The 21,818-nt window shown below is 69.1% G+C and carries 19 protein-coding genes; 10 read left to right on the top strand and 9 right to left on the bottom strand.

Annotated features, from left to right (window positions below):
* Nucleotides 1–1,723: 1,723 nt before the first annotated feature.
* Together AC07YS_RS03755 and AC07YS_RS03750 are read right to left on the bottom strand one after the other, a co-directional pair.
* Nucleotides 1,724–5,596, bottom strand: a complete 3,873-nt coding sequence (locus tag AC07YS_RS03755) for a hypothetical protein (RefSeq protein ID WP_495267513.1) — start codon at nt 5,594–5,596, stop codon at nt 1,724–1,726.
* Between the two features lie 126 nt (nt 5,597–5,722).
* Complete coding sequence (locus AC07YS_RS03750) at nt 5,723–6,319, bottom strand: hypothetical protein (RefSeq protein WP_491513550.1); 597 nt, start codon at nt 6,317–6,319, stop codon at nt 5,723–5,725.
* 11 nt (nt 6,320–6,330) lie between these two features.
* On the opposite strand from AC07YS_RS03750, the gene AC07YS_RS03745 reads away from it, so the two are divergent.
* Both AC07YS_RS03745 and AC07YS_RS03740 read left to right on the top strand, forming a co-directional pair.
* Nucleotides 6,331–6,717, top strand: a complete 387-nt coding sequence (locus AC07YS_RS03745) for a hypothetical protein (RefSeq protein ID WP_495273983.1) — start codon at nt 6,331–6,333, stop codon at nt 6,715–6,717.
* Between the two features lie 519 nt (nt 6,718–7,236).
* Nucleotides 7,237–7,638, top strand: coding sequence for a GreA/GreB family elongation factor (locus AC07YS_RS03740; protein WP_062472433.1), 402 nt, complete (start codon nt 7,237–7,239; stop codon nt 7,636–7,638).
* A 43-nt stretch (nt 7,639–7,681) separates the two neighbouring features.
* Here the strand turns inward: AC07YS_RS03740 and AC07YS_RS03735 are convergent, their stop codons facing one another.
* Nucleotides 7,682–7,912 carry a hypothetical protein gene (locus AC07YS_RS03735; RefSeq protein ID WP_062472430.1) on the bottom strand — a complete coding sequence of 77 codons (231 nt, stop codon included), beginning with the start codon at nt 7,910–7,912 and terminating at the stop codon, nt 7,682–7,684.
* A 179-nt stretch (nt 7,913–8,091) separates the two neighbouring features.
* On the opposite strand from AC07YS_RS03735, the gene AC07YS_RS03730 reads away from it, so the two are divergent.
* Nucleotides 8,092–8,979, top strand: a complete 888-nt coding sequence (locus tag AC07YS_RS03730) for a CsgG/HfaB family protein (RefSeq protein ID WP_495267512.1) — start codon at nt 8,092–8,094, stop codon at nt 8,977–8,979.
* 82 nt (nt 8,980–9,061) lie between these two features.
* Entirely contained in the window at nt 9,062–10,138 is a 1,077-nt protein-coding gene (locus AC07YS_RS03725; protein ID WP_492727152.1) for an MBL fold metallo-hydrolase, read from the top strand.
* A 7-nt stretch (nt 10,139–10,145) separates the two neighbouring features.
* Here the strand turns inward: AC07YS_RS03725 and AC07YS_RS03720 are convergent, their stop codons facing one another.
* Complete coding sequence (locus AC07YS_RS03720; protein ID WP_495267511.1) at nt 10,146–11,159, bottom strand: zinc-dependent alcohol dehydrogenase family protein; 1,014 nt, start codon at nt 11,157–11,159, stop codon at nt 10,146–10,148.
* An 88-nt stretch (nt 11,160–11,247) separates the two neighbouring features.
* Here AC07YS_RS03720 and AC07YS_RS03715 point away from each other — a divergent pair, with 88 nt between their 5' ends.
* From AC07YS_RS03715 to AC07YS_RS03705, 3 genes are read left to right on the top strand one after another with little or no spacing between them, the layout of a single operon-like run.
* Nucleotides 11,248–12,180, top strand: a complete 933-nt coding sequence (locus AC07YS_RS03715; RefSeq protein ID WP_495273688.1) for a LysR family transcriptional regulator — start codon at nt 11,248–11,250, stop codon at nt 12,178–12,180.
* Between the two features lie 31 nt (nt 12,181–12,211).
* Nucleotides 12,212–13,078 carry an alpha/beta fold hydrolase gene (locus tag AC07YS_RS03710; protein WP_495267509.1) on the top strand — a complete coding sequence of 289 codons (867 nt, stop codon included), beginning with the start codon at nt 12,212–12,214 and terminating at the stop codon, nt 13,076–13,078.
* The gene (locus AC07YS_RS03705; RefSeq protein WP_495267508.1) at nt 13,075–13,611 is read left to right on the top strand and encodes a GrpB family protein; all 537 of its coding nucleotides are present in this window, start codon (nt 13,075–13,077) and stop codon (nt 13,609–13,611) included. The genes AC07YS_RS03710 and AC07YS_RS03705 overlap by 4 nt, the downstream gene beginning before the upstream one ends.
* 1 nt (nt 13,612) lies before the next feature.
* Here AC07YS_RS03705 and AC07YS_RS03700 read toward each other — a convergent pair whose 3' ends face one another.
* On the bottom strand, nt 13,613–14,026 hold the full coding sequence (locus AC07YS_RS03700; protein ID WP_062478117.1) for a PaaI family thioesterase: 414 nt from the start codon (nt 14,024–14,026) through the stop codon (nt 13,613–13,615).
* A 68-nt stretch (nt 14,027–14,094) separates the two neighbouring features.
* Nucleotides 14,095–14,499: a GFA family protein gene (locus AC07YS_RS03695; protein ID WP_495267507.1), complete on the bottom strand. Its 405-nt coding sequence runs from the start codon at nt 14,497–14,499 to the stop codon at nt 14,095–14,097.
* A gap of 91 nt (nt 14,500–14,590) precedes the next feature.
* On the opposite strand from AC07YS_RS03695, the gene AC07YS_RS03690 reads away from it, so the two are divergent.
* From AC07YS_RS03690 to AC07YS_RS03680, 3 genes are all read left to right on the top strand, one after another.
* Entirely contained in the window at nt 14,591–15,568 is a 978-nt protein-coding gene (locus AC07YS_RS03690; RefSeq protein WP_495267506.1) for a helix-turn-helix transcriptional regulator, read from the top strand.
* A 108-nt stretch (nt 15,569–15,676) separates the two neighbouring features.
* Nucleotides 15,677–16,315 (top strand): response regulator, encoded by a 639-nt coding sequence (locus tag AC07YS_RS03685; RefSeq protein WP_095745514.1) that lies wholly within the window; start codon nt 15,677–15,679, stop codon nt 16,313–16,315.
* Nucleotides 16,316–16,343: 28 nt separating this feature from the next.
* A complete protein-coding gene (locus tag AC07YS_RS03680) occupies nt 16,344–18,182 on the top strand; it encodes a sensor histidine kinase (RefSeq protein ID WP_495267505.1) in 1,839 nt (612 codons plus the stop codon).
* A gap of 15 nt (nt 18,183–18,197) precedes the next feature.
* Here AC07YS_RS03680 and AC07YS_RS03675 read toward each other — a convergent pair whose 3' ends face one another.
* From AC07YS_RS03675 to AC07YS_RS03665, 3 genes are all read right to left on the bottom strand, one after another.
* The gene (locus AC07YS_RS03675; protein WP_493192153.1) at nt 18,198–19,679 is read right to left on the bottom strand and encodes a DegQ family serine endoprotease; all 1,482 of its coding nucleotides are present in this window, start codon (nt 19,677–19,679) and stop codon (nt 18,198–18,200) included.
* Nucleotides 19,680–19,766: 87 nt separating this feature from the next.
* Nucleotides 19,767–21,095 (bottom strand): ATP-binding protein, encoded by a 1,329-nt coding sequence (locus AC07YS_RS03670; RefSeq protein WP_495267504.1) that lies wholly within the window; start codon nt 21,093–21,095, stop codon nt 19,767–19,769.
* 11 nt (nt 21,096–21,106) lie between these two features.
* Complete coding sequence (locus AC07YS_RS03665) at nt 21,107–21,766, bottom strand: response regulator (protein WP_062478105.1); 660 nt, start codon at nt 21,764–21,766, stop codon at nt 21,107–21,109.
* Nucleotides 21,767–21,818: the final 52 nt, after the last annotated feature.

The following is a 21,818-nucleotide window of genomic DNA, read 5'->3' as shown; positions in this document are numbered from 1 at the left end:
GCCCAGGATGCCCACGTTGTTCGACTGCCCCGCGTTCAGCTCGTACGGCCCGTAGAGGCTGGAGACCAGTTCGTAGCGGCCGTACAGGCGCGTCTTGTCGGTGACAGCGTAGTTGCCGCCCACGGCGAGCACGTGGCGGTCGGACTTGCGGATGTCCTGCTCGCCTTCGACGAACACGTTGGCTTGCGGCACGCCCGGCACCTGCGCCGACAGGCGGGCGCGCACGGTGGTCAGGTCGTCGTCGTTGGCGTTGGCCTGGGTGCCGGCGTTGGCCGCCGCACCGAGCGCGGTAACGTTGTTGGCGGCCACGCCGCTGCCCAGGTTGCCGCTGTAGGTGGAGACCTGGCCGTAGTCGAAGCCCGAGCCGCTGCCCAGGCCGGTGCCGTTGTGGCCGTGGCGCAGGCCGAACTCGCCCACCAGTTGCTCGCCGAACTTTCGCTGCACGCTGGCGGTGATGCCGCGGCGGGTGCCTTCACGCAGGGCGTCCTGGCCGTAGAGCAGTTCGCCGCGCAGCGCGGTGGCGGCGTCGAGCCGGTACTCGGCGCGGGCCGAGGCTTCGGTGCGCCCGGCCGAGAAGCTCGCGCCGGGGTTGTCGAAGCCGGTGCTGGTCTTGCTCGCGAGCGCGGCCACGGCCAGGTCTTCGCCCTGGTGGCGCAACTCGACGCGGGCGCCGCTGCCCTTGCCGTTGGGGTCGGAGTCGGTCTGCACCCATTCGCCGGCGACGGTGGTGTGGTCACCCAGGCGGGCCATGGCGGTGACGGCGCCGAGCTTGCGGCGGTTCTCGGGGTTCTCGTCGATGGCCGCGACCACGCCGACCTGCAGGTTCTTGGCCACCTTGAGCTGCACGTCGGCACCGGCCACGGTGAACTTGGGGCCGCCCGCGTCGACCTCGTAGGTGACGCGGATCGACTGCGGGTTGAGGTTCGCATCGACCGACGCGATGGCGCGCGTGAACAGCAGGCGGCGCGTGAGCGGCTCGACGGTGTAGTCGACGAAGCGCGTCACGGTCGAACGCTGCAGCACGAGGTCGGGCTGGTTGCGGTCGCGCACGACGATCTCGACCTGCTCGCTGTTCTCGACGAACTCGCCGCCCCTGGCGCCCAGGTAGTACGGGCCCGAGGTGCCGACCGCGCGAAACTCTTCCACCTGCTGGGTCTGCGCGGTGCGCGAGGCGTAGGTGGTGGTGCGCACCTCGCCATCGTCGTAGACATGCTTGAGGCCCGTGAGCGAGCGGCTGACCTGGCTCAGGCTGCGCACCTCGGTGCTGCTGGCGGTGCTGAAGTCGCCGTACAGCAGGTAGGAGCGGTTCTTGTCGATGCGCACGTAGAGCTTCTGCGTGCTCTGGGCGTCGAAGCCCTTCGCGGACGAGTCGCCGTACACGGGGTAGAACTCGTCGGGTCGGATGTCGCGGAACAGGCGGTCCTTGCGGGTCTTGTCGGAGTCGTAGGCGGCGGTGAGCAGGTAGTCGCCCTTGACGGCGCCCTTGAAGAAGAAGGCAGCGCGCGCGGCGGTACGGCGCTTGTCGTTGCCCTCGTCGGCCAGGCCGGACAGCTCGGCCTCGAAGGCCGCGCCCGCGGGCATCGCGCCCAGCGGCACCTGGCCGCGCTTGGTGAAGTCGAGCACGCCTTCGACGATGCCCACGCCGATCATCGGGCGCAGCTCGGGCAGCAGCGCCAGACGCGCCTCGGCCGTGAAGCTCGCGGCCGTCACGCGCAGGCGGGCATCACCGGGTTCGCCGGGTGGCAGCAGGCGAAAGTCGGCCACGCCGCCGTCCATGAAGACCTGGGTGCCGGGCTCGGCGGGGTTCAGGTCTTCGTCGAGCCAGCGGCCGCGGTCGGTCTCGAGCGTGAGCTGCGTGCGTGCGGTCACGGGCACGCCGGCCGCGTCGGTCAGGCGCACCTTCACGACGACGGGCGTGCGCAGGTCCGCCTGCGCCGAGGCGGGCACGTCGATGTGGATCGCACCGAGCTTGTCGGGCGCGGTGACGCTGATCTGCTGCGCTGCGCCGCGCACGTTGCCGAACGGATCGACGGCTTCGAGCACAAGGCGGTTGACGCCGGGCCGCAGCACGATGCCGATGTATTCCCAGGCGCCGATCCGGCGGCTGGCCTGCTCGGTCTTCTTGCCGACACGGCGCTCCTCGACGCCCTGGCCGTTGACGCTCAGGCGCAGCGCCATGCCGGCTTCGCCCTTGACGCGCACGTTGAGCGAGGTCGAGGGCAAGGTGTCGCCGTCGCGCAGGTCGATGAAGCCGAGGGCGTTGCTTTCGATGCGGGGCAGCAAGGCCTCGAGGTCGATGGGGCTGGGGACGGCTTGCGGCGGCGCTACAGCAGCGGTCGGCTGCGCCATGCCGCGGGACACGCGCATGCCGGAGAAGAGGCTGCCCACGGGGGATGCGCCATCCACCGCGGCGCCGCCGGTCGCCGCGCCGAGCGTGCTGCCCTGGCTGCCCGACGCGCCGCCGATGAAACTGCTGGGCGACGCCGGTGCAGTGGGCATTGCGATCAGCGGCGCCGAGCTGGCCTGCGTGGTGCTGGTGCCGGTGCTGCCGCCCGCGCGCACCTCGCCGCTGGCAGGCAGCGCGCGCCGATCGCCCACGGGGACGATCCGGCCTTCGGGGTCCAGGCGCATGCGCACCTGGGCTTCGGCCTCGGTGTCGGGCACGGCAGCGATCGCCTCGCGCCGCGCGATGACCTCGCTCATCACCGCCGGCGCGTCGCAGTTGGCGACGACGAAGTTGGCCTTGTGGAATTCGCCCTTCTTGAGATCGACGAAGCGGCTGTCGGGGCGCCCGGCATTGCGGTTGTCGAGCGCTTCGAGCCGCGCGCCAGCGGGCAGCGTGGTGGCATCGAGCCGCAGCACGTGGGTGGCCGTCCGCGCCGCGGTGCATGCGCGGCGTGGAGGCCGCCTTGGCGACGCCGATGCGGCCCTGGCCTTGCGGCGGCGCCATCGCGATCACCACCGTGTTCGACGGCGACGCGGCGGGCGCGACGCCGTCGTTGTACTGGCTGTGCGCGGTGTTGCGGATGTCGCCGGTGTGATCGGCCTTGACCTGCACCGCGAACTGCATGGCGATGGAGGCATTGCGCGCGAGGGCTGTGGGCACGCCGATGGCCACTTCGATCGCCGCGCCGTCTTCGGCGGTGCGGTAACTGAAGTCGGCATCGCCGGGCATGCGGAACAGACGCACCGCGCCGGCTGCCGTGCTCTGCAGGCTGCCAGCGAGGTAGCGGGTGACGTCGAGGTAGACCGTGGTGGTCCAGCCTTGCGCCGCATCCGCCGCGGGCACCGTGGCGGTCAGCGTGTACGCGCCGCAGCTCTGGGCACCGATGTTGGTCAGCGTGTGGGCATACACCACGGTGCCGCCGGGTGCGACCTGGCCGTTGTTGTTCGGCGTGAGCGAGGCGCCCAGCTGAAGGGCCGTCGAGGTCACCGTCACGGCGTCGGTCTTGACGTCGGAAGCGATGCCGCCGGTCGAGGCCACCGCAGTGGATTGCACCTTGAAGTAGATCTTCACTGCAGTGACTGCGGCTTGCGAGGAAGGCGGCGTGACGCACGCTTCGACCGCCTGCTGCCCCCCGGCGATGACCGCGAGGTTCGAGATGGCCGGCGATGCACAGGTGCCGCCAAACGCCACGAACTTGACCGTCCAGCCTGCCGGCAGCGCGCCCGGGAAACCGGTCGTCTGGCTGGCGGCAAGGTTGTAGGTCGCGTCGATCACGTCATGGTTCTTCACCCACAGCGTGAAGACCGTGCCGGTGCCGGCGCCCGTGTCATGAACCTGCGTTGGCAACGGGCTGGGGCCCGCGCCGAGGTCGCCGTTGGCGACGCTGCCGGTGCCAGTACCAATCTTCGTGTTGGTCAGGTCGACCAGGGTCTCGATCACGCGCTCGAGGCGGTCTTCGGTCGCATCGATCTTCGTGTTGTCGTTCACGGAGCGACCGAGCACGGTGGCCACGTAGGCGCCGCCCACCGTGCCCGGTGGCAGTTGCACCTGCGTCACGATGTTGAGGCTCACGCCGGCCGGAATCGGGCCTGTGTCGGGAACACCGTCGCCGTTCGTGTCCAGTAGCGGTGCGCCGCTGTCGGCCGCGAAGAACTGGAAGCTCGTGCCAGCCGGGAAGGTGCTGGCGGAGATCGACAAGTTCACGGCATCGGCTGCGCCGCCCGTGTTGAACACGGTTTGCGGGAACCGGACGCTGCCGCCTGCGACGGCCAACTGCCTCGTGGTCAGATCTTGCCCGGCGGGGTTCGGTGTGCCGGGTGTCGCGTCGAGGGCCGTTGCAGCCGTGGACGGGTTGGAACCCACCACGATGCCGAAACGCGCCAGGACGGTGTACGCCGACGGGTTGGAGGTCGAACCGACCGTGCCGATCAACGCCGCGGTCACGCCGGCCGGCGCGGTCGCGGGGTTGTAGCGGGCCACGTTGGTGGTGGTCGACGTACCGACCGCCGCGGTGCTGTTCACCAGCACCACGAAGCTCAGCGTTTGCGTCACGTTCGGGCTCAGCGAAGCCACCACGGCATTCAGCGTGTTGCCGGTCACCTGGAAGTCGATGCCCGACGGATCACCGCCCGCACCGTCACCCAGCGCCGTACCCGACGCACCGCTCCACACGGCCGAACCGCTGACGTAGGTCAAACCTGCAGGCAACACGTCGGACAGCGCGAACTTGCCCGGTGCGCCGCCCGTGTTGTTGAACGTGAGGGTGTAGACCGAGTACTGGCAGTTCGCGTTCGACGCGAGACCCGCCGTCCAGCTCGTGGCCGTGCAGGCAGCGGAAGAGCTCGGCCCACTGGCCGGCGCGGTCGGCCAGACGCCGTTGCCCGGCGCTGCGACCGACGGAGTGCCGATGACCTTGGTGAGGTTGAACACCGCATCGGTGGCCAGCTTGACCTCGTCCTTGTCGGCCGCCGAGGTGTTCGGCGCGGTGTACAGCGCCGGGGTGCCCGGGGTGGCGGTGATCGTTGCGGCATCGAAATTGCCGGCGCCGGTGGCCGAGCCCGGGATCGTGTAGGCCACGACGAAACGGAACGCACCGTTGTTGCCGGGCACGCTCTGCGCCGGGGTCACCGTGCAGACGTCCGTGCCGACCGCCGAGCAGAGCGCCGTCGTGCTGTCGGGCAGCCCGTTGCCATCGGCGTCGGCGAAGACCTCGACACGCGAGAACTTGCCCGCATCGGCCTTGACCGTGAGGCCGAAGGTGTCGACGCCATTGCCGGTGTTGGTCAGCACGTGCGGCGCATAGACCGTGGCGCCGGCCGCGCCGGACTTGGTGTTGACGATGGTCGTCGTGACCTGGTTGACGCTATCGAGCGTGAACGAGCCCACCTGGAGAACGGTGGTCTGCACCAGGTTGGAGGTCGCGACCTGGGTCGTCCCGGCGGCGTCCGAATAGCTGGCGGTCGCCTGGTTGCCGATGACGGTGTTGGCGGGCGGCGACGCGGCAAATGCAGCCGGGCTTCCGAAAAGGAAGCCCAGCGTCAACGCTGCGGCGCCTGCCCAGGGCGCGCACGGCTTGCAGCCGCTGGCGCGTTGGGTTGGCTGGGTGGGAATCACGTAGTTTTCTCCTCTGTTGTCGATGAACGGGAACACGAAAGAACCTGGCCGGTACGTTTCGACGGGCGAACGCGTACCTGCCGACGGGCACTCGGAAACAAGAGATCGATGGAAAAGGCGGGCGCCCTCGCCTCGCGCAGCGCGCGAGGGCCGGCGCGGCCTTTACTTGCCGCGCGGGGGCGGCGTGGCGGGCGTGGGAGGCACAGCCGTTGGCGGCGCGACGGTTTCGACCTTGGCGCGCGCGCTCACGGCGAGGCTGCCGTTTGCGGGCAACTGGCCCAGGCTCCAGCGCAGCATGCGGTACTCGCTGTAGGGAACGGGTTCGGTCTTGCCGCCGGGCAGTTTGCGAACGAGCGGCTCGGGCTCGAAGACGGCGGTCTTGGTGGCGGCTTTCACGAGGCTGGCACCTGGCTTCGCGCTGCGCGGCAGGTATTCCAGCCCCTCGGGGATCGGCAGATCCGCCACCAGCCCCTTGACCGGCTTGCCCGTGTTGTTGGTGTAGGTGGCCTTGTATTCGATGACGTCGCCCGGCTTGATGGTGGCCGCGTCCTGGAACTGTTCATTGCCGTCGGGCCCCTTGACCACCTTCGACTGGGCGAGGACGACGGTCACGGCCTGGGCCGCGACAGGTGCGCGCGGCGCCTCCAGCGAAGCGGTGGGTTGCGCGAACGCGACGGTCGCGGCGCCTGCGGCAAGCAGGGCCAGGCCCGCGCGGATCAGCGGGTGGACCGCTCCTGCGCGGCCTCGCGACGACGACAAGAACAAGTCCCATGTGGATGCTGTCATTCAAACCCCAATTAACAATATTTGAAATTCACGTCGCAAAATTTGCAATCAACCTTTTATTGCAAACAAATAGCCAATATTGCTTGCAATTGAAGGCAATCGGTCTCTCAGACTTTTGCGTACTGAATTCTTATGTCTCGGGGCTTTTATGGCAATCAAACAAAAGAACAGAGGATGCGCAAATGAGACATATTGAACAAACAAAATGCATCCACCATTTCGTTCGACCTGAAGCCCCTTCAATTGAAGCTTTCAAGCTTCTGGGAGAGTCAAAACAATTGAGATCGAATGACAACAACAGCAACCCCAGGCGTACCCCTTATGCACCAAATAATATTCTCAATGAATTCGAACCCATAAGATTAATTTGAAATCACTCATTCGATGCGGCACAAGAAATTATTCATCGATGAATTACAGAGAAATCCCGGTGGTCAGGAAAATATCGAACTCGCAAAGAATCCGGTAAATATGAGCGCTTGCCCACCCTTTTCCAATCACTCATTCACGTCGTCTCGAATCACAGGCTCTTGATTTCAATTCGGGCTTTCTACTGATTGAATCCAGAGATTCCACGGCAATTCCTCGCTGCACCCGTAGGGCCATAATTGGCCAATCTGGCCAGAATCCCCTACACTCGCGCCCCATGGCTCTCCTCTCGCCCCGTCGATACCCTGCGCGCGCAGCCCTGCCCATGGCAGCGGCCGGTCGTCGTGTGGGCGCCGTCGTCGCGGCGGCCACGTCGGTCCTCCGACGCACGTCCGCACATTCCTGAGCCCGGCGGTCCGCTACCTTCTTCTTGATGCGCACACCTTGACCGCCGGGCACCACCCCGCGCGGTAGCGACCCTGTCTGTTGGAACGGCGGGTTGCGTTCATCTGGAGTGCTTCATGCTTTCAACCGTTCACGGGGAGCGCACGCTCACCGAACTCGATTACGTCCGTCTCAGCAAATTCGCGGACACGCCGCTTCCCCCGGCCCTGGTCGATCTGCTCGACACGGCCGACATCCTTCCGTCACGGGAAATGCCCTCGGACATCGTGACGATGTACACCCAGGTGGAAATCGAAGACCTGCCCGCCGGACAGCGGCAGAAGATCGTGATCTGCTATCCCGCCGATGCGAACCCGACCACGGGCTTCATCTCGGTGTTCTCGCCCGTCGGCATCGGCCTGCTCGGTCAGAAGACCGGCGCGGTCGCGCGCTGGAAGACGCCCGGCGGCGGCGAACACAGCGCGCGCGTGATCGCCGTGCTGTTCCAGCCGGAAGCCAGCGGCGACTACACGACCTGAAAGTGCGCCGGTTCAGGCCGGAGGCCGGCGCCCCACCGGCCGGTCAGTGCTGCAGCACGCCGGCGACGCCGGGGCCCCTGCTCTTCGCACTGTCGATGGTTGCGCTGACGGAACTCGTGTTGACTGCCAGCGCCACCAGCACCGCCCCCACGAACGACGGATCGGCGCTGCCGCTGTAGCCCGACGCCCCGGCAATGGCCAGGGCCTGCGCGACCTGCTGCGTCGTCAGTTCGACGGCGGCTTCTCCCACGATATTCCTCTTCTTTGTGGCCATCTGAAAACTCCTGCGAATGGAGTTCGGACTGTAACCAAGCCCCCGACAAGCGCCATAAATGTTCCTGACCGCGTGACTTTCGACACTGGCCCGCGCATCGGGCGACCCGTATCGTCGCGCGGGCGCGGCGCCCGCCGGTGGGGCGGACGCCACATTGTTTTCATTTGACGGACAGGGACATGCCTTTTTCCAAACTCTCTCTCACCAGCGCACTCGCGGGCCTGCTCGCGCTTTCCGGTTGCCAGACCATGGACATGCAGATGGGCGCTCCGGCGGCCAAGACCACGGCCACGGGCAGCGCCGCCGGCGGCGCCACCTCGGGCGAGAGCAGCCAGCTCGAACGCTGCGACTCGCCGCTCGGTACCGTCTCGCTGATCGAGAACGTCAATGCCGGCTGGTACACCATCCTCACCGGTGAATACCGCCTGCCGCCCACGGCCAACCTGCTGCGCCTGCTGGTGCAGCAGTCGAACTGCTTCGTGGTGGTGGAGCGCGGCGCGGCCGGCATGAACGCCATGACGCGCGAGCGCGCGCTGATGCAATCGGGCGAAATGCGCGGCGGCAGCAACTTCGGTCGCGGCCAGATGGTGGCTTCCGACTACGGCTTGTCGCCCGAGATCGTGTTCAGCAACAACGACGCCGGCGGCATCGGCGGCGCGCTCGGCGGCCTCGTGGGCGGCGGCCGTGGCCGCGCCATCGCGGCTGTCGGCGCCAGCCTGCAGACCAAGGAAGCCAGCGCACTGCTGACGCTCATCGACAACCGCTCGGGCGTACAGGTGGCTGCGGCCGAGGGCAGCGCCTCCAAGACCGACTTCGCAGGCTTCGGCGGCCTCGGTGGCCGCGGCGGTGCCGGCGGCATCGGCGGCTACACCAACACCGCGCAGGGCAAGGTGATCGCGGCGGCCTTCATGGACGCCTTCAACCAGATGGTCCGTTCGCTGCGCAACTACAAGGCGCAGACGGTGCGCGGCCAGGGCCTGGGCGGCGGCGGCCGGCTGGGCGTGGACGGCGGCGCCGCCCCGTCGCAGACCTCGGCGCCGGGCGCCGCCCGCCCGCGCCGCAAGTAAGCGCGGCCGTCCATCGTCTTCGAAGTGACCCGGGCCGAATGCCGGTCGGGTTCACAATTCATCCCTCTGGAGGTGAAACACGATGGATGGTTTGGAAGAGTCGGCGGAAGCAGCCAAGGGCAAGCTCGTTTATCCCTTTGCACAGCTTCCGCCACGCGGCAAGTCGATCGAGGTCGCCGACGGGGTCCACTGGATCCGCATGCCGCTGCCCTATTCGCTCGACCACATCAACCTGTGGGCGCTGGACGACGGCGACGGCTGGGCCGTGGTCGACACCGGCGTGCGCACCGAGGAAACCGTGGCGGTCTGGCGCGAGCTGTTCGCCAATTCGCCGGACACGCGCGGCCTCACCCGCGTCTTCGTGACGCACATGCACCCCGACCACGTCGGCATGGCCGGCTGGCTCACGCGCAAGTTCGGCGTGCGGCTGTGGATGACCCGCTCCGAATACCTCATGTGCCGCGTGATGGTGTCCGACACCGGCCGCGAAGCGCCCGACGACGCCATCGCCTTCTACCGGCGCGCCGGTTGGGGCGAGGCGGCCATCGAGACCTACCGCACGCGCTTCGGCAACTTCGGCAAGCACATCCACCCACTGCCCGACAGCTTCCGGCGCCTGCGCGACGGCGAGGTGCTGCGCATTGGCGCGCACGACTGGCGCGTCGTCACCGGCAACGGCCACTCGCCCGAGCACGCGTGCCTGCACTGCCCCGACCTGAAGGTGCTGATCTCGGGCGACCAGATCCTGCCGCGCATCTCGTCGAACGTGTCGGTCTCGCCCGTCGAACCCGATGCCGACCCGATGGCCGACTGGCTCGCGTCGCTCGCCAAGCTCAAGCGCGAAGTGCCCGACGACGTGCTGGTGCTGCCGTCGCACAACGAGTGCTTCCGCGGCCTGCATGCGCGCATCGACCGGCTGCAGCACGGACAGGAGCGCTCGCTCGACCGCTTGCGCAATGCATTGAAAACGCCGAAGCGCGCGGTCGATGTGTTCACGAGCCTGTTCGCGCGCAGCATCGCCGAATCCGACGTGCCGTTGCTGGGCATGGCCACCGGTGAAAGCCTCGCCTGCCTCAACTACCTGCGCCACCGCGGCGAGATCGCGTGCGACATCGCCGACGACGGCGTGGCCTGGTACCGACTGACGTCCGCCGCCTGAGCGCCGGTCAGACCTCGAGCACGACCTTGCCGATGTGCCCGGCGCGCTCGAGGTAGCGATGGGCCTGCACCACGTCGTCGAGCGCGAAGCTCCGGTCGATGCGCACGTGCAGCGTGCCATCGGCAAGGCCCGCATCGATGAACGCCAGCGCGCGACCCAATGCGCCCTCGTCACGCAGCAACCCCATCGTCGCCGCACCCGTGTGCTCCAACACCTTGTAGACGTGGAAGCGCCAGCTCTTGCGGAACTGCGCAATCACCGGAAACCTGAATTCGGCGCCACCCGACAGGCCGTACAGCACATACCAGCCGCCATGCGCGACCACGTCGCCGAGCCGCTCGACCTGCGCGCCGCCCACGCCGTCGTACACCAGGTCCACACCGCGGCCCTCGGTGAGTGTCAACACGCGCTCAACCACGTCTTCATCGTCCGTCACGACCACATGCGTCGCGCCCGCTTCCCGCAGCGCGTCGCGCTTGGCGGCCGTGCGCGTGACCGCGATGGCGACGATGCCCGCCACGCGCGCCATCTGCAGCGCCGCGATGCCGGTGCCCGATGACGCCCCGGTGACGAGCATCACCTGGCCGCGCTGCAGCCGTGCGATCTCGAACATCGGGAAGTAGCCCGTGAGGTAGGCCATGTAGGCGCCCGCAGCCTGCGCGGCCGACAGGTTGGCGGGATACCGCACCACGTGCGCGGCCGGAAAGAGAATGCGGTCGCCGTAGGTCGGATACAGCCCCTGACTCGCCCCCGGCAGCACCGCGACCCGGTCGCCCACGCCCAGCCCTTCGACGCCCTCGCCCACGGCCTCGATGACGCCGGCGGCTTCGTTGCCCAGCCCCGCCGGCAACGTCGCGTCTTCGATGTACAGGTTCTCGCGCCACAACGCGTCGGCCCGGTTCAGGCCGATGGCCTGCACCGCGATGCGCACCTCGCCAATGCCCGGCGCGGGCACCGCGACCTCTTCGAGCTTCAGCACCTCGGCACCACCGAATGCGTGGAAGCGAACCATCCTGCTCATGACAACTCTCCTTCTTTCTTGAATGACCGATTGCTTCAATCTAGAGGCCGCGGCGTCATCAAGGAAATCGATTCGCGGGATAGTCGCTATGCGCACCATCGATAACGCCAGGACCTCGATGAAACCCATCGAACTCAACCGCATCGACCTGAACCTGCTCACCGTGCTGGCCGCGCTCATGCGCGAGCGCCACGTCAGTCGCGCCGCCGAGCGGCTGAACCTCGGCCAGCCCGCGGTGAGCCATGCGCTGGCGCGGCTGCGCGAACTCACCGGCGATCCGCTGCTGGTGCGCCAGGGCCGCGTGATGGAACCGACCGCGCGGGCGCTCGCCCTGATGCAGGGCCTGGGCCCCGCGCTCGCGCAGATCGAGGCCACGTTCCGCGCGCAGGCCGACTTCGAACCGGCGCGCGCCGCGCCGGTGTTCCGCATCGGCCTGACCGACGACCTGCAGATCGCGATGCTGCCCCGCCTGCTGCGCGCCCTGAGCACCGAAGTGCCCGGCGCCAAGCTCGTAACGCTCACCGTCTGCTACCGCAACGCCATGCGCTACCTCAACCAGGGCCGTGTCAGCGCGGTGATGTCCTTCCTGAAAGACCTGCCCGCCGATGCGAAGGTGCGCAAGGTCCGCACCGCGCGCTTTGCCGTGCTCCGCGCCGACACCGCGCCCGGCAGGCTGTCGCTCGACGACTACTGCCGCCGACGCCACCTGCTCGTGACCTATGCCGGCGACCTGTGCGGCACCGTCGACGAAACGCTGGGCGAACTCGGACGCCAGCGCGACGTGCTCTTCTCGGTGCCGCAGTTCGGCAGTCTGCCCGCCGTGCTCGCCGGCACCGACCTGCTGGCCACGGTGCCCGAGCACGTGGCACTGGCGCTGTCGGCGCAAAGCGGCCTGCGCTGCGAGCCCCTGCCCTTCGACAGCCCGAGCTACCAGCTGCGGATGGCCTGGCGCGCGGTGACCGACAAGGACCCGGCGCAGGCGTGGCTGCGCAAGGCCATGCTGCGGGCCGTCAACGATTAGGATGCAGATCCACTTCCCTGGAGGACCCCGCATGCCGAGCACCGAGACCCACTTCGAACTGACCGCCAACGACGGCCATCCGGTGGAGGCCCACCGCTGGCAGGGCACCGCGCCCCGGGCCATCGTGCAGCTGGCGCATGGCATGGGCGAACATTCGCTGCGCTACCGGCCGCTGGCCGACGCGCTCACGCAGGCCGGCTACGTCGTCTACGCGAACGAGCACCGCGGCCATGGCCCCGGCGCTGCCGCGCGCGATGAACTCGGCGAGTTCGGCCCGCGCGGATTCGCAGGTCTCGTGGACGACATGGCGCTGCTCAGCCGCCACGCACGCGCCGAGCACCCCGGGCTGCCGCTGATCCTCGTCGGCCACAGCATGGGCTCGTTCGCCACGCAGTACTACCTGGTGCGGCACAGCGAGCTGCTGTCGGGCGCGGTGCTGTCGGGCACCACGGCGCTCGACCTGCTGGGCGGCGCGCTGCAAAGCGGCTTCCGCCTCGAAGACATGAACGCCGCGCTGCCCGACGTGCGCACGCCCTTCGACTGGCTCAGCCGCGATCCGGCCCAGGTCGATGCCTACATCGCCGACCCGCTGTGCGGCTTCACCGTGTCGGCCGAAGGCATGGGCTCCATGTTCGCCAACCTCGACGAACTCACGCCCGCCGCGATGCAGACGCGCATCCGGCCCGAGTTGCCGCTGTACCTGTTCACCGGCGACCAGGACCCGGTCAGCAACAAGGCGGAGTGGTTCTACCCGCTGGTGCAGCGCTACCGCGACGCCGGCTTGCGCGACGTGTCGTGCCATGTGTTCGGCGGCGCGCGCCACGAGACGCTCAACGAAACCAACCGCGACGAGGTCGTGGCCGTGCTGCTGGCCTGGCTGGCGCGCATCGTGCGATGAAACTCCTCGCCTTCGACGAGAGCCTGGACCAGCGCCACATCCTGCCCTACGACCCGGCGTACGCCAAGGTGTTCGCGCAGGTGCAGCGTGACGTGCAAGCGCAGCTCGAGGGCGTGGAACTCGTGCACATCGGAAGCACGGCCATCGTCGGTTTGCGGGGCAAGCCGATGGTCGACATCGCGGCGATCACGCAGCGCGAGAACCTGCGCACGGCCCAGTCGGAATTCGAGGCCCTCGGGTTTCACCGCCGACCCGTGTGGGTCGACACGGACGAGAAGCCCTACGTCTGCGCGTCCGTGCTGCACGGCGGGCGCAGGTTCAACCTCAACCTGCACATCTGCCATCGCGGCGACCCGGTGCACGTGGACTCGCTGGCGTTCATGGAAGTTCTCGACCGGCGCCCGGACCTGCGCCAGAAGTACGAAGAAGCCAAGGACCGAGCCCACGGCATCGACCCGGCCAACCCGCAGATCTACAACAAGGAAAAGGAAGCGGTGATCCGCGAAATACAGGCCGAGATCGGGCGGGCCTAGCCTAGAGGCTCGCCAGTATCCCTGTCGACGTGGCCTCTGCGGCCAGCTTCCCATCGGGGTTGTAGAGCGCCGCTTCGAGGAACGCCACGCGCTTCCCGCGCCGGATCACGCGCCCCTCCACCCGGCCTTCGCCAGGACCGACCTTCTCGTAGAAGCTCACCTTGATCTCCAGGCTGAAGACCGTCTGCGCCTGCTCGGTGTCGTGCATGACGGCATGGGCCATGGCGGCGTCGAGCCAGGCCGTGATGAAGCCGCCCTGGGCGATCGTGCCGTTCGTGTGGCAGTACTCGCGCCGCACGGTGAAGGCGGCCTTCAGCGTCTTGTGCTCGGCGTCCCAGCCGGTCACGTGGAAGTTGCCCATCGATTCGGACAGCGCCTGGCCCGAGCGGATGCGGGCTTCGAGTTCGTCGTTCATTGGTGTCGTTCGCAGCAGGTGAAGCAACGGACATTCTCATCCGGAAACGCGCCCCGCCCTTTGCCCGCTCAGAGGTAGCGCACCTCCGCCGGCACCTCAAACCAGTTGTTGTGGCGACCGTCCATGTAGCGCACCGGCGCGGTGGACAGCTCTTCGAGCGTCGCGTCGTCCAGGCAGGCGACGTTCACACTCACGTACGCACCGCCGATCTCCGGCACGTTGCCACGCCCGAAGGACTTGACGCCGCAATGGCGGCAGAACAGGTGCTCGGCGCTGAACGAGCCGAACTGGTAGCTCGACAGGTCTTCTTCGCCCGACAGCAGCGTGAAGTCGGCCGGCTTGACGATGGCGCCCCAGCCGCGCGACTTCATGCAGATCGAGCAGTTGCACTTGCCGGTGCCCGCGGTGAGGTCGATGAGCGCCTGGAAGCGCACCTTGCCGCAGTGGCAGCTGCCGTGATAGGTCTTCTTCATGGTCGGTGTCCGTGGAAACGAGTGGAGGAAACCGAAGGCTACGACCCATTGCGGACAGATCCTGTCCTCGATCGCAGGCATGATGCGGCCCATGCTGTCCGCTTCCGCCCGCCTGCTTCGCCTGCTCGCGCTGTTCCAGGCCCAGCGCGCCTGGACCGGTGCCGCCCTGGCCGGGCGCCTGGAGATCACCGAGCGCACGCTGCGCCGCGACGTCGACCGACTGCGCAGCCTCGGCTACACGGTCGACTCCACCTCGGGCGTGGCCGGCGGCTACCGGCTGGGCGCGGGCAGTGCCCTGCCGCCACTGCTGCTGGAAGACGAAGAGGCCATTGCGGTGGCGCTGGCGCTCGGCCATGCCGGCACGGGCGAAGGCGACATCGGCAACGCCTCGATGCGCGCCCTCGCCAAGCTCGACCAGTTGATGCCGCCGCGCCTGCAGCGCCGCCTGGGCAGCGTGCGCGCCTCGGTGGTGCCGGTGATGCGCAGCAAATCGGGCGTGCGCGTGAAGGCAGTGTCGATGTTCGCCGAGGCCTGCACCGAACGGCGCGAGCTGCGCTTCGGCTACCAGGACCACCACCAGACCGCCACGGCGCGCACGGTGGAGCCGCACCGCGTGGTGCAGACCGGCCAGCGCTGGTACCTGCTGGCCTGGGACACGGCGCGGCAGGACTGGCGCACCTTCCGTCTCGACCGCATCGTCGACGCCGAACCGACGGGCGCGCGCTTCACCGCGCGCCGCCTGCCGCTGGGCGACGTCGAGGCCTACATGGAACACGCGCTCAAGGTCTCGCCCTACCTGCACCACGCACGCGTGATCGTGCATGCCCCGCTCGCGGCGCTGGAACCGCATCTGGGCTGGGTGGGCGGCGTGCCCGAGGCCCTCGACGCGGACCGCACGCGCGTCGTCACCGGCGCCAGCTCGCTCGATGCGCTGGCCGTGTGGCTGGGCTGCCTGGGCCACGACATCGAGATCGAGTCGCCTCCCGAACTGGTGCAGCACGTGGCGCAGGTCGCCGCACGGCTGGACACCATCGCGCGTCGGCAGGGTACCCCCATCCCCCGTCTATAGGATGGGCTCGCCCGATACCGGTCGATAGGCTTGCGGCACCTGCAACCTCCGAACGGAAACGGATCTGCCCATGCGCCTCGGCCCCGGTCTCGCCTGCGGAAGCCCGCCATGCCCCTGACCGCCACCCAGGTCGCCGTGGTCGAGGACGACAGCGGCATGCGCGAGCGCATCGCCCGCGTGATCGGCGCCGACCCCGCGCTGGCGCTGGCCTTCAGCGCCTCGAACGCGGTCGACATCCTGAACTGGCTCACGGACAACCCGGTCGATGTGCTGCTGGTCGACCTCGGCCTGCCCGACCACCCCGGCCTGCAGGTGATCCGCCAATGCCGCCGCATGCAGCCGGCCTGCGCGGTGATGGTGCTGACGATCTTCGGCGACGAGACCCACATGGTGCAGGCCTTCGAGGCCGGCGCGCGCGGCTACCTGCTCAAGGACGGCACCGAGGCCGACCTGGCGGCGCACCTGCGCCACCTGGGCGCTGGCGGCTCCCCGCTGCCGCCGGGCATCGCGCGGCAGCTTCTGCGCCGCTGGCAGGCCTCCGACGGCGCGCCCGGGCACCTCTCGTCGCGCGAGGCCGAAGTGCTCGACCGGGTGTCTCGTGGTTTCACCTATGCCGAAATCGGCGCGCAGATGGGAGTCTCCGCATCGACGGTTCAAACCCATATCAGAAACATCTACGGCAAGCTGGATGCGCCCCCACCCTCGGAAGCCGTGTTGGCGACCCGTCCTCCAGGCCGGCTTTCCTAGCCGCGTGAGCCGCCCCTTCTTTTCCCGCATGCAAGCCGTGCTGCAACTGCTGCTGTGGCTGGTGCTCGCCGCCCCTTTCGCCCACGCCGCCACCCCGCCGGGCAGCACCGACGTGGACTGGGCCGAAGCCAGCCTCGAACCCGACGGCCTGCCGATGCAGGTGCGGCAGGTGGCGCTGCCCTTTCGCTGGGACCACGAGTTTCCGGGGCGCGGCGGCAAGGCCAGCTACCGCATCGTGCTGCCCCCGGACGCCGCCCGCGCGGACGACGCCCAGGCGCTCCTGATGTCGGGCCTGGGCAACCAGGCCGCCGTGTGGTTCAACGGCGCGCTGGTCGCCAACTACGGCGTGCTCGGCGACCCGGCCTACGACGCAGGCAAGGCCAATCTGCTGATCCCGCTGGCCGCCGCCCTGCGGCGCGGCGACGGCCAGCCGCAGGAGCTGCTCATCCAGGCCACCATCCAGCGCCAGCGCGGCGGCGGACTGGCCAGCGTGCTCTACGGCCCCGAAGCCTCCCTGGCCCCGCTGCACCGCTCGCAGCAGAACTGGCGCAACACCTCGGCCATCGTCTACGCCGTGAGCCTGCTGCTGATGGGCGGTCTGGCCGCCGGGCTGTGGCTGCGCCAGCGCGACGCGCTCTACGGCTGCTTCGCGCTGGCCGCGCTCTCGGGCGTGGCGCGCAACCTCGACCGCGTGCTGACCGAAGGGCCCGTGCCCTGGCCGCTGTGGGGCGCCGTGGTGGCGGTCTGCTATGCCTGCCACATCGGGCTGATCGCGCGCTTCGTGCTGCTGGTGCTCGACCGCAACCCGCCGTGGCTGGTGCGCTCCATCTACGGCGCGCTGGCGCTGTCGGTGGTGCTGGCCTGCGCCTCCTTCGCCTTCGCGCTGCCGGCGCTGTGGACCACGGGGCTGGCGATCTTGCAGGTCACGAGCACCATCTGCCTGCCCTACGTGGTGCACGGCGCGCTGGTGGCGCGGCGGCGCATCGCAGGCGTGCTGATGGCGGCGGGCACACTGGCCATCCTGGCCGGCGCGCACGACCTGCTGCTGGTGCGCATGGGCCTGTTCGGCGGCGCCTACTACACGCTCACCTCGCACGCGATCTTCTTCTTCGTGATGATCCTGGCTGGCCTCGTGGTGGAACGGTACAGCCGCACCGTGGCCGACTACCGCTCGCTCAACGCCAACCTCGCCGCGCGCGTGGCCGAGCGCGAAGAGCAGCTGCGCGGCGCCTTCGAAACCGTGCGCAAGCAGCAGGAAGAACAGGCCGTGCTGCTGGAGCGCCAGCGCATCATGCGGGAGATCCACGACGGCGTGGGCTCGCAGCTCGTGGGCCTGCTCAACGTGGTGAACCAGCCTGCGCCCGACCGCGACGTGGTCGAGGAGCACGTGAAGCTGGCGCTCGACGAGATGCGCATGGCGGTCGATTCGCTGCAGCCCATGCACGACGACCTGACCACCGTGCTGGCCACGCTGCGCTACCGCCTGCAGCCCCGGCTGGACGCCGCCGGCATCGAGCTGGTGTGGGACGTCGCCCTCATCCCCACGCTCGCGCCCTTTGCCGCGCAGGCCGCGCTGCAGCTGCAGCGCATCCTGCTCGAGGCCTTCACCAACGTGCTGAAGCACGCGGGCGCCACGCGCATCGTGATGCATGTGGGCTGGCACGGCGAGCAGACGCCGCCGCTGGTGCGCATCGTGCTCACCGACAACGGCCGCGGGCTGCCGGCGAACAAACGCCCCGGTGGCCACGGCCTGGCGAACATGCGTTCGCGGGCGCAGGCCATCGGGGCGCGGCTGCAGATCGAGCGGGCCGACGCGCAGGCCGGCGGCACGCGCGTGTCGCTCGACTGGCCCTGCGCGCTGCCCTGAGCCCGGCCGGGCCGGTCAGCCCAGGCGCACCGGCACGAAGATCTTGTCCTCGCCGCGCTGGATCAACAGCGCCACCGACTTGTCGGCCTTGGCCACCGCCTGGCGCACCTGCTCCAGGCTCTTGGCCGGCGTGCCGTTGATGGCCAGCAGCACGTCGCCGGCCTGCACCCCGGCCATCGCCGACGGGCCGGCCACGTCCTCGATCAGCAGGCCGCCGTCGACCGAGGCCGCGCGCTGTTCCTGCGGCTGCAGCGGGCGCAGCGCCAGGCCGAGCTTGCCCTGCCCCGCCGTGTTGTCGGCCTTGGCGACCTGCGCCGGCTTGTCGCTCGCGTCGCCCAGCTTGGCCTGCAGCTCCTGGCGCTCGCCCTGGCGCCACACCTCGAGCGTGACCTTCTTGCCCGGCGCCTGCTGGCCGATGACCGCCGGCAGGTCGCCCGAGGACACGATCGCCTGGCCGTCGACCTTGCGGATCACGTCGCCCGCCTTCAGGCCGGCATGGTCGCCGGGACCGCCCTTCTCGATGTTCGAAACCAGCGCGCCCTCGGGCTTGTCGAGCTTGAACGAATCGGCGAAGGCCTGGTTCACCTCCTGCACCGCCACGCCCAGGCGCGCATGCGTGGCCTTGCCGGTGGCGACGATCTGGTCCTTCACCTGCACCGCCACGTCGATCGGGATGGCGAACGACACGCCCTGGTAGCCGCCGCTGCGGCTGTAGATCTGCGAGTTGATGCCGACCACCTCGCCGCGCGCATTGAGCAGCGGCCCGCCCGAGTTGCCGGGGTTCACGGCCACGTCGGTCTGGATGAAGGGCACGTAGCTGTCGTCGGGCAGCGAGCGGCCCTTGGCGCTCACCACGCCGGCCGTCACGGTGTTCTCGAAGCCGAAGGGCGAGCCGATGGCCAGCACCCATTCGCCGACCTTCAGGTCCTTGGTGTTGCCCAGTGCGAGCACGGGCAGGTTCTTGGCGTCGATCTTGAGCACCGCGATGTCGGTCTTGGCATCGGCGCCGAGCACCTTGGCGCGGTACTCGCGGCGGTCGGTCAGCTTGACGGTGACTTCCTTCGCGTCCTTCACGACGTGGGCGTTGGTCATGATGATCCCGCTCGGGTCGACGATGAAGCCCGAGCCCTGCGAGCGCACCGGCACGGCGCGCTGCTGTTGTTGGCCGCGCGGTCCCATCTGCCCCTGGAAGTGGCGGAAGAACTGGAACATCGGATCGTCCGGGTCGATGCCCTGCAGCTGCGCCATGGTGTCGTCGTCCGGGGCCTTCTCGGTGCCGGTCACGCTGATGTTGACCACGGCCGGGCCGTCACGCGAGGTGATGGTCGAGAAGTCGGGCAAGGTGACCATCGCGGCCGGCGCGGCCACGGCGGCGGTGGTGGCCGGCGCGCCCACGGCGCGGGCGCTGGTGTAGGCACCGGCGCCGACGGCACCGATCACACCGGCTGCGGCCAGCGCGATCACGAGGGCACGGGGGGAAGTCAGGGCGGTTTTCATTCTTCGATTCCTTTCAATCCTGCGCCGGAGCGCAAACACGGTGAAAGGAATGTCGCGGCCTTGACTTAGGCGTCGCTTAAGCGGAATTCACTCTTTGGCGGGAGCGAACGTCACCCGCACGCACAGCCCACCGAGGCTCGCGGACTTTTCCAGCGCCACCGTGGCACCGTGCAGGTCGGCGATCGACTTCACGATGGCCAGCCCCAGCCCGCTGCCCGGCGCCTGCGGCTCGCCCGAGCGGTAGAAGCGATCGAGCACGCGCGCGCGCTCGGCCTCGGGCAAGCCGGGGCCGCTGTCGTCCACGCGCAGCTCCACCGCGTCGGCGCGCTTCACGAGGCCGACGTCGACCCGCCCGCCTTCGGGCGTGTACTTCACGGCGTTGTCGATCAGGTTGCGCAGCAGCATGCGCAGCGCCTCGGGCTGGCCGCTCACGGTGGCGCCCGCGTCAGCTTGCGCCACGCCGATGTCGATGCGGCGCGCCTGCGCGGCCGCCACCGCATCGGAGATCGCCAGGCGCGCCACCTCGGCCAGGTCGACCGTCTCGGGCTTCGCGCCCGCGGCCACGCTGGCTTCATGCCGGGCCAGCGCCAGCATCTGCTCGACGAGCCGCGTGGCGCGGTCGATGCCGGCCGACAGCCGGCTCACGGCCAGCGTGCGCGCCGCATCGTCGGGCGCGCGCTGCAGGCCCTGCACCTGCAGCTTGAGCGCCGCCAACGGCGAGCGCAGTTCATGCGCGGCATCGGCCACGAAGTGCTTCTGCGCGTCGAAGGCATGGCGCACGCGGCCGAACAGCAGGTTGAGCTCCTGCACCAGCGGGCGCACTTCTTCGGGCAGGTTCTCCTCGCTCACGGGCGAGAGGTCGTCGGCTTGCCGCGATGCCACCTGCCGGCGCACGCGTGCCACGGGCGCCAGCGACAGGCTCACCACCCACCACACGACCAGCATCAGGAGCGGCGCCATCAGCGCCACGGGCACGATGGTGCGCAGCGCGAGCGAGCCCGCCATGTGGCGGCGCGCCGCCATGTCCTGCGCCACCTGGATCACCAGCCCGCGCGTCTGCATCGAGAACACGCGGTAGGTCGTGCCGCGCGCGCGCACGTCGGCAAAGCCCAGCACCGCGAGCTGCGGCAGCGCAGCCTCTTCTGCCGACTCGAAGATGCGCACGCCGTCGACGGTCCACACCTGCACCACGAAATCGAAGTTCTGCTCCGCGCCGCCGAGCCCACCCACCGCCGCGCTCGGCGGCAGGCCCGCGCGCAGCGACAGCGCCATCTGCTGCATGTGGTAGTCGAAGATGTCGTCGGCCTCCTTCAGCACCGTGCGGTAGGCCACCAGCGCCTGCGCGCCGGCCGCGAGCACGATGGCCGCGAGCAGGAACACCAGCAGCCGCGCACGCAGCGATCCGGTCCATCGCATCACGCGGCGCATCATGCCTTGGGCACCATGTAGCCGACGCCGCGCACGTTGCGGATCAACTCCGCGCCCAGCTTCTTGCGCAGGCCGTGCACATAGACCTCGACCGCGTTGCTGCTGATCTCGTCCTTCCAGCCGTAGAGTTTTTCTTCGAGCTGGGCGCGCGAAAGCACCATGCCCGGGCGAGCCAGCAGCGGCTCGAGCACGGCCCACTCGCGCGCCGACAGCACCACCGGCTCGCCGTTCACCGCGACCTCGCGCGTGGCGGGGTTGATGCTCACGCCCATGTGCTCGTACACCGGCTCGGCGCGCCCCGATGCGCGCCGCAGCAAGGCACGGATGCGGGCCAGCAGCTCGTCGAGGTCGTAGGGCTTGAGCACGTAGTCGTCGGCGCCGGCGTCGAGGCCTTCGATGCGCTGCTGCACGGAGTCGCGCGCGGTGGCGATCAGCACCGGCATGCGCTGCTTGCGCGCACGCAGAGCGCGCAGCACTTCCAGGCCGTCGCGGCGCGGCACGCCCAGGTCGAGCAGCACCAGGTCGTACTGCTGGGTGCGCAATGCGGATTCGGCAGCATCGCCGTCTTTGACCCAATCGACCGCGTACTGCTCGGCCCGCAGCAGGTCGAGCACGGCCTCGCCGATCATCACGTCGTCTTCGAGAAGCAGGAGTCGCATGGTGGTGTCCGTTTCGGGGGTTCGAGGCCGTGCCGGCGCCGAAAGTTCAGCG

This window comes from Variovorax sp. GW458-11-26-14-LB1 (assembly GCF_059423965.1).
Note: the sequence above shows the minus strand (reverse complement) of the source record. Positions and strands in the feature narration are given on the sequence as shown.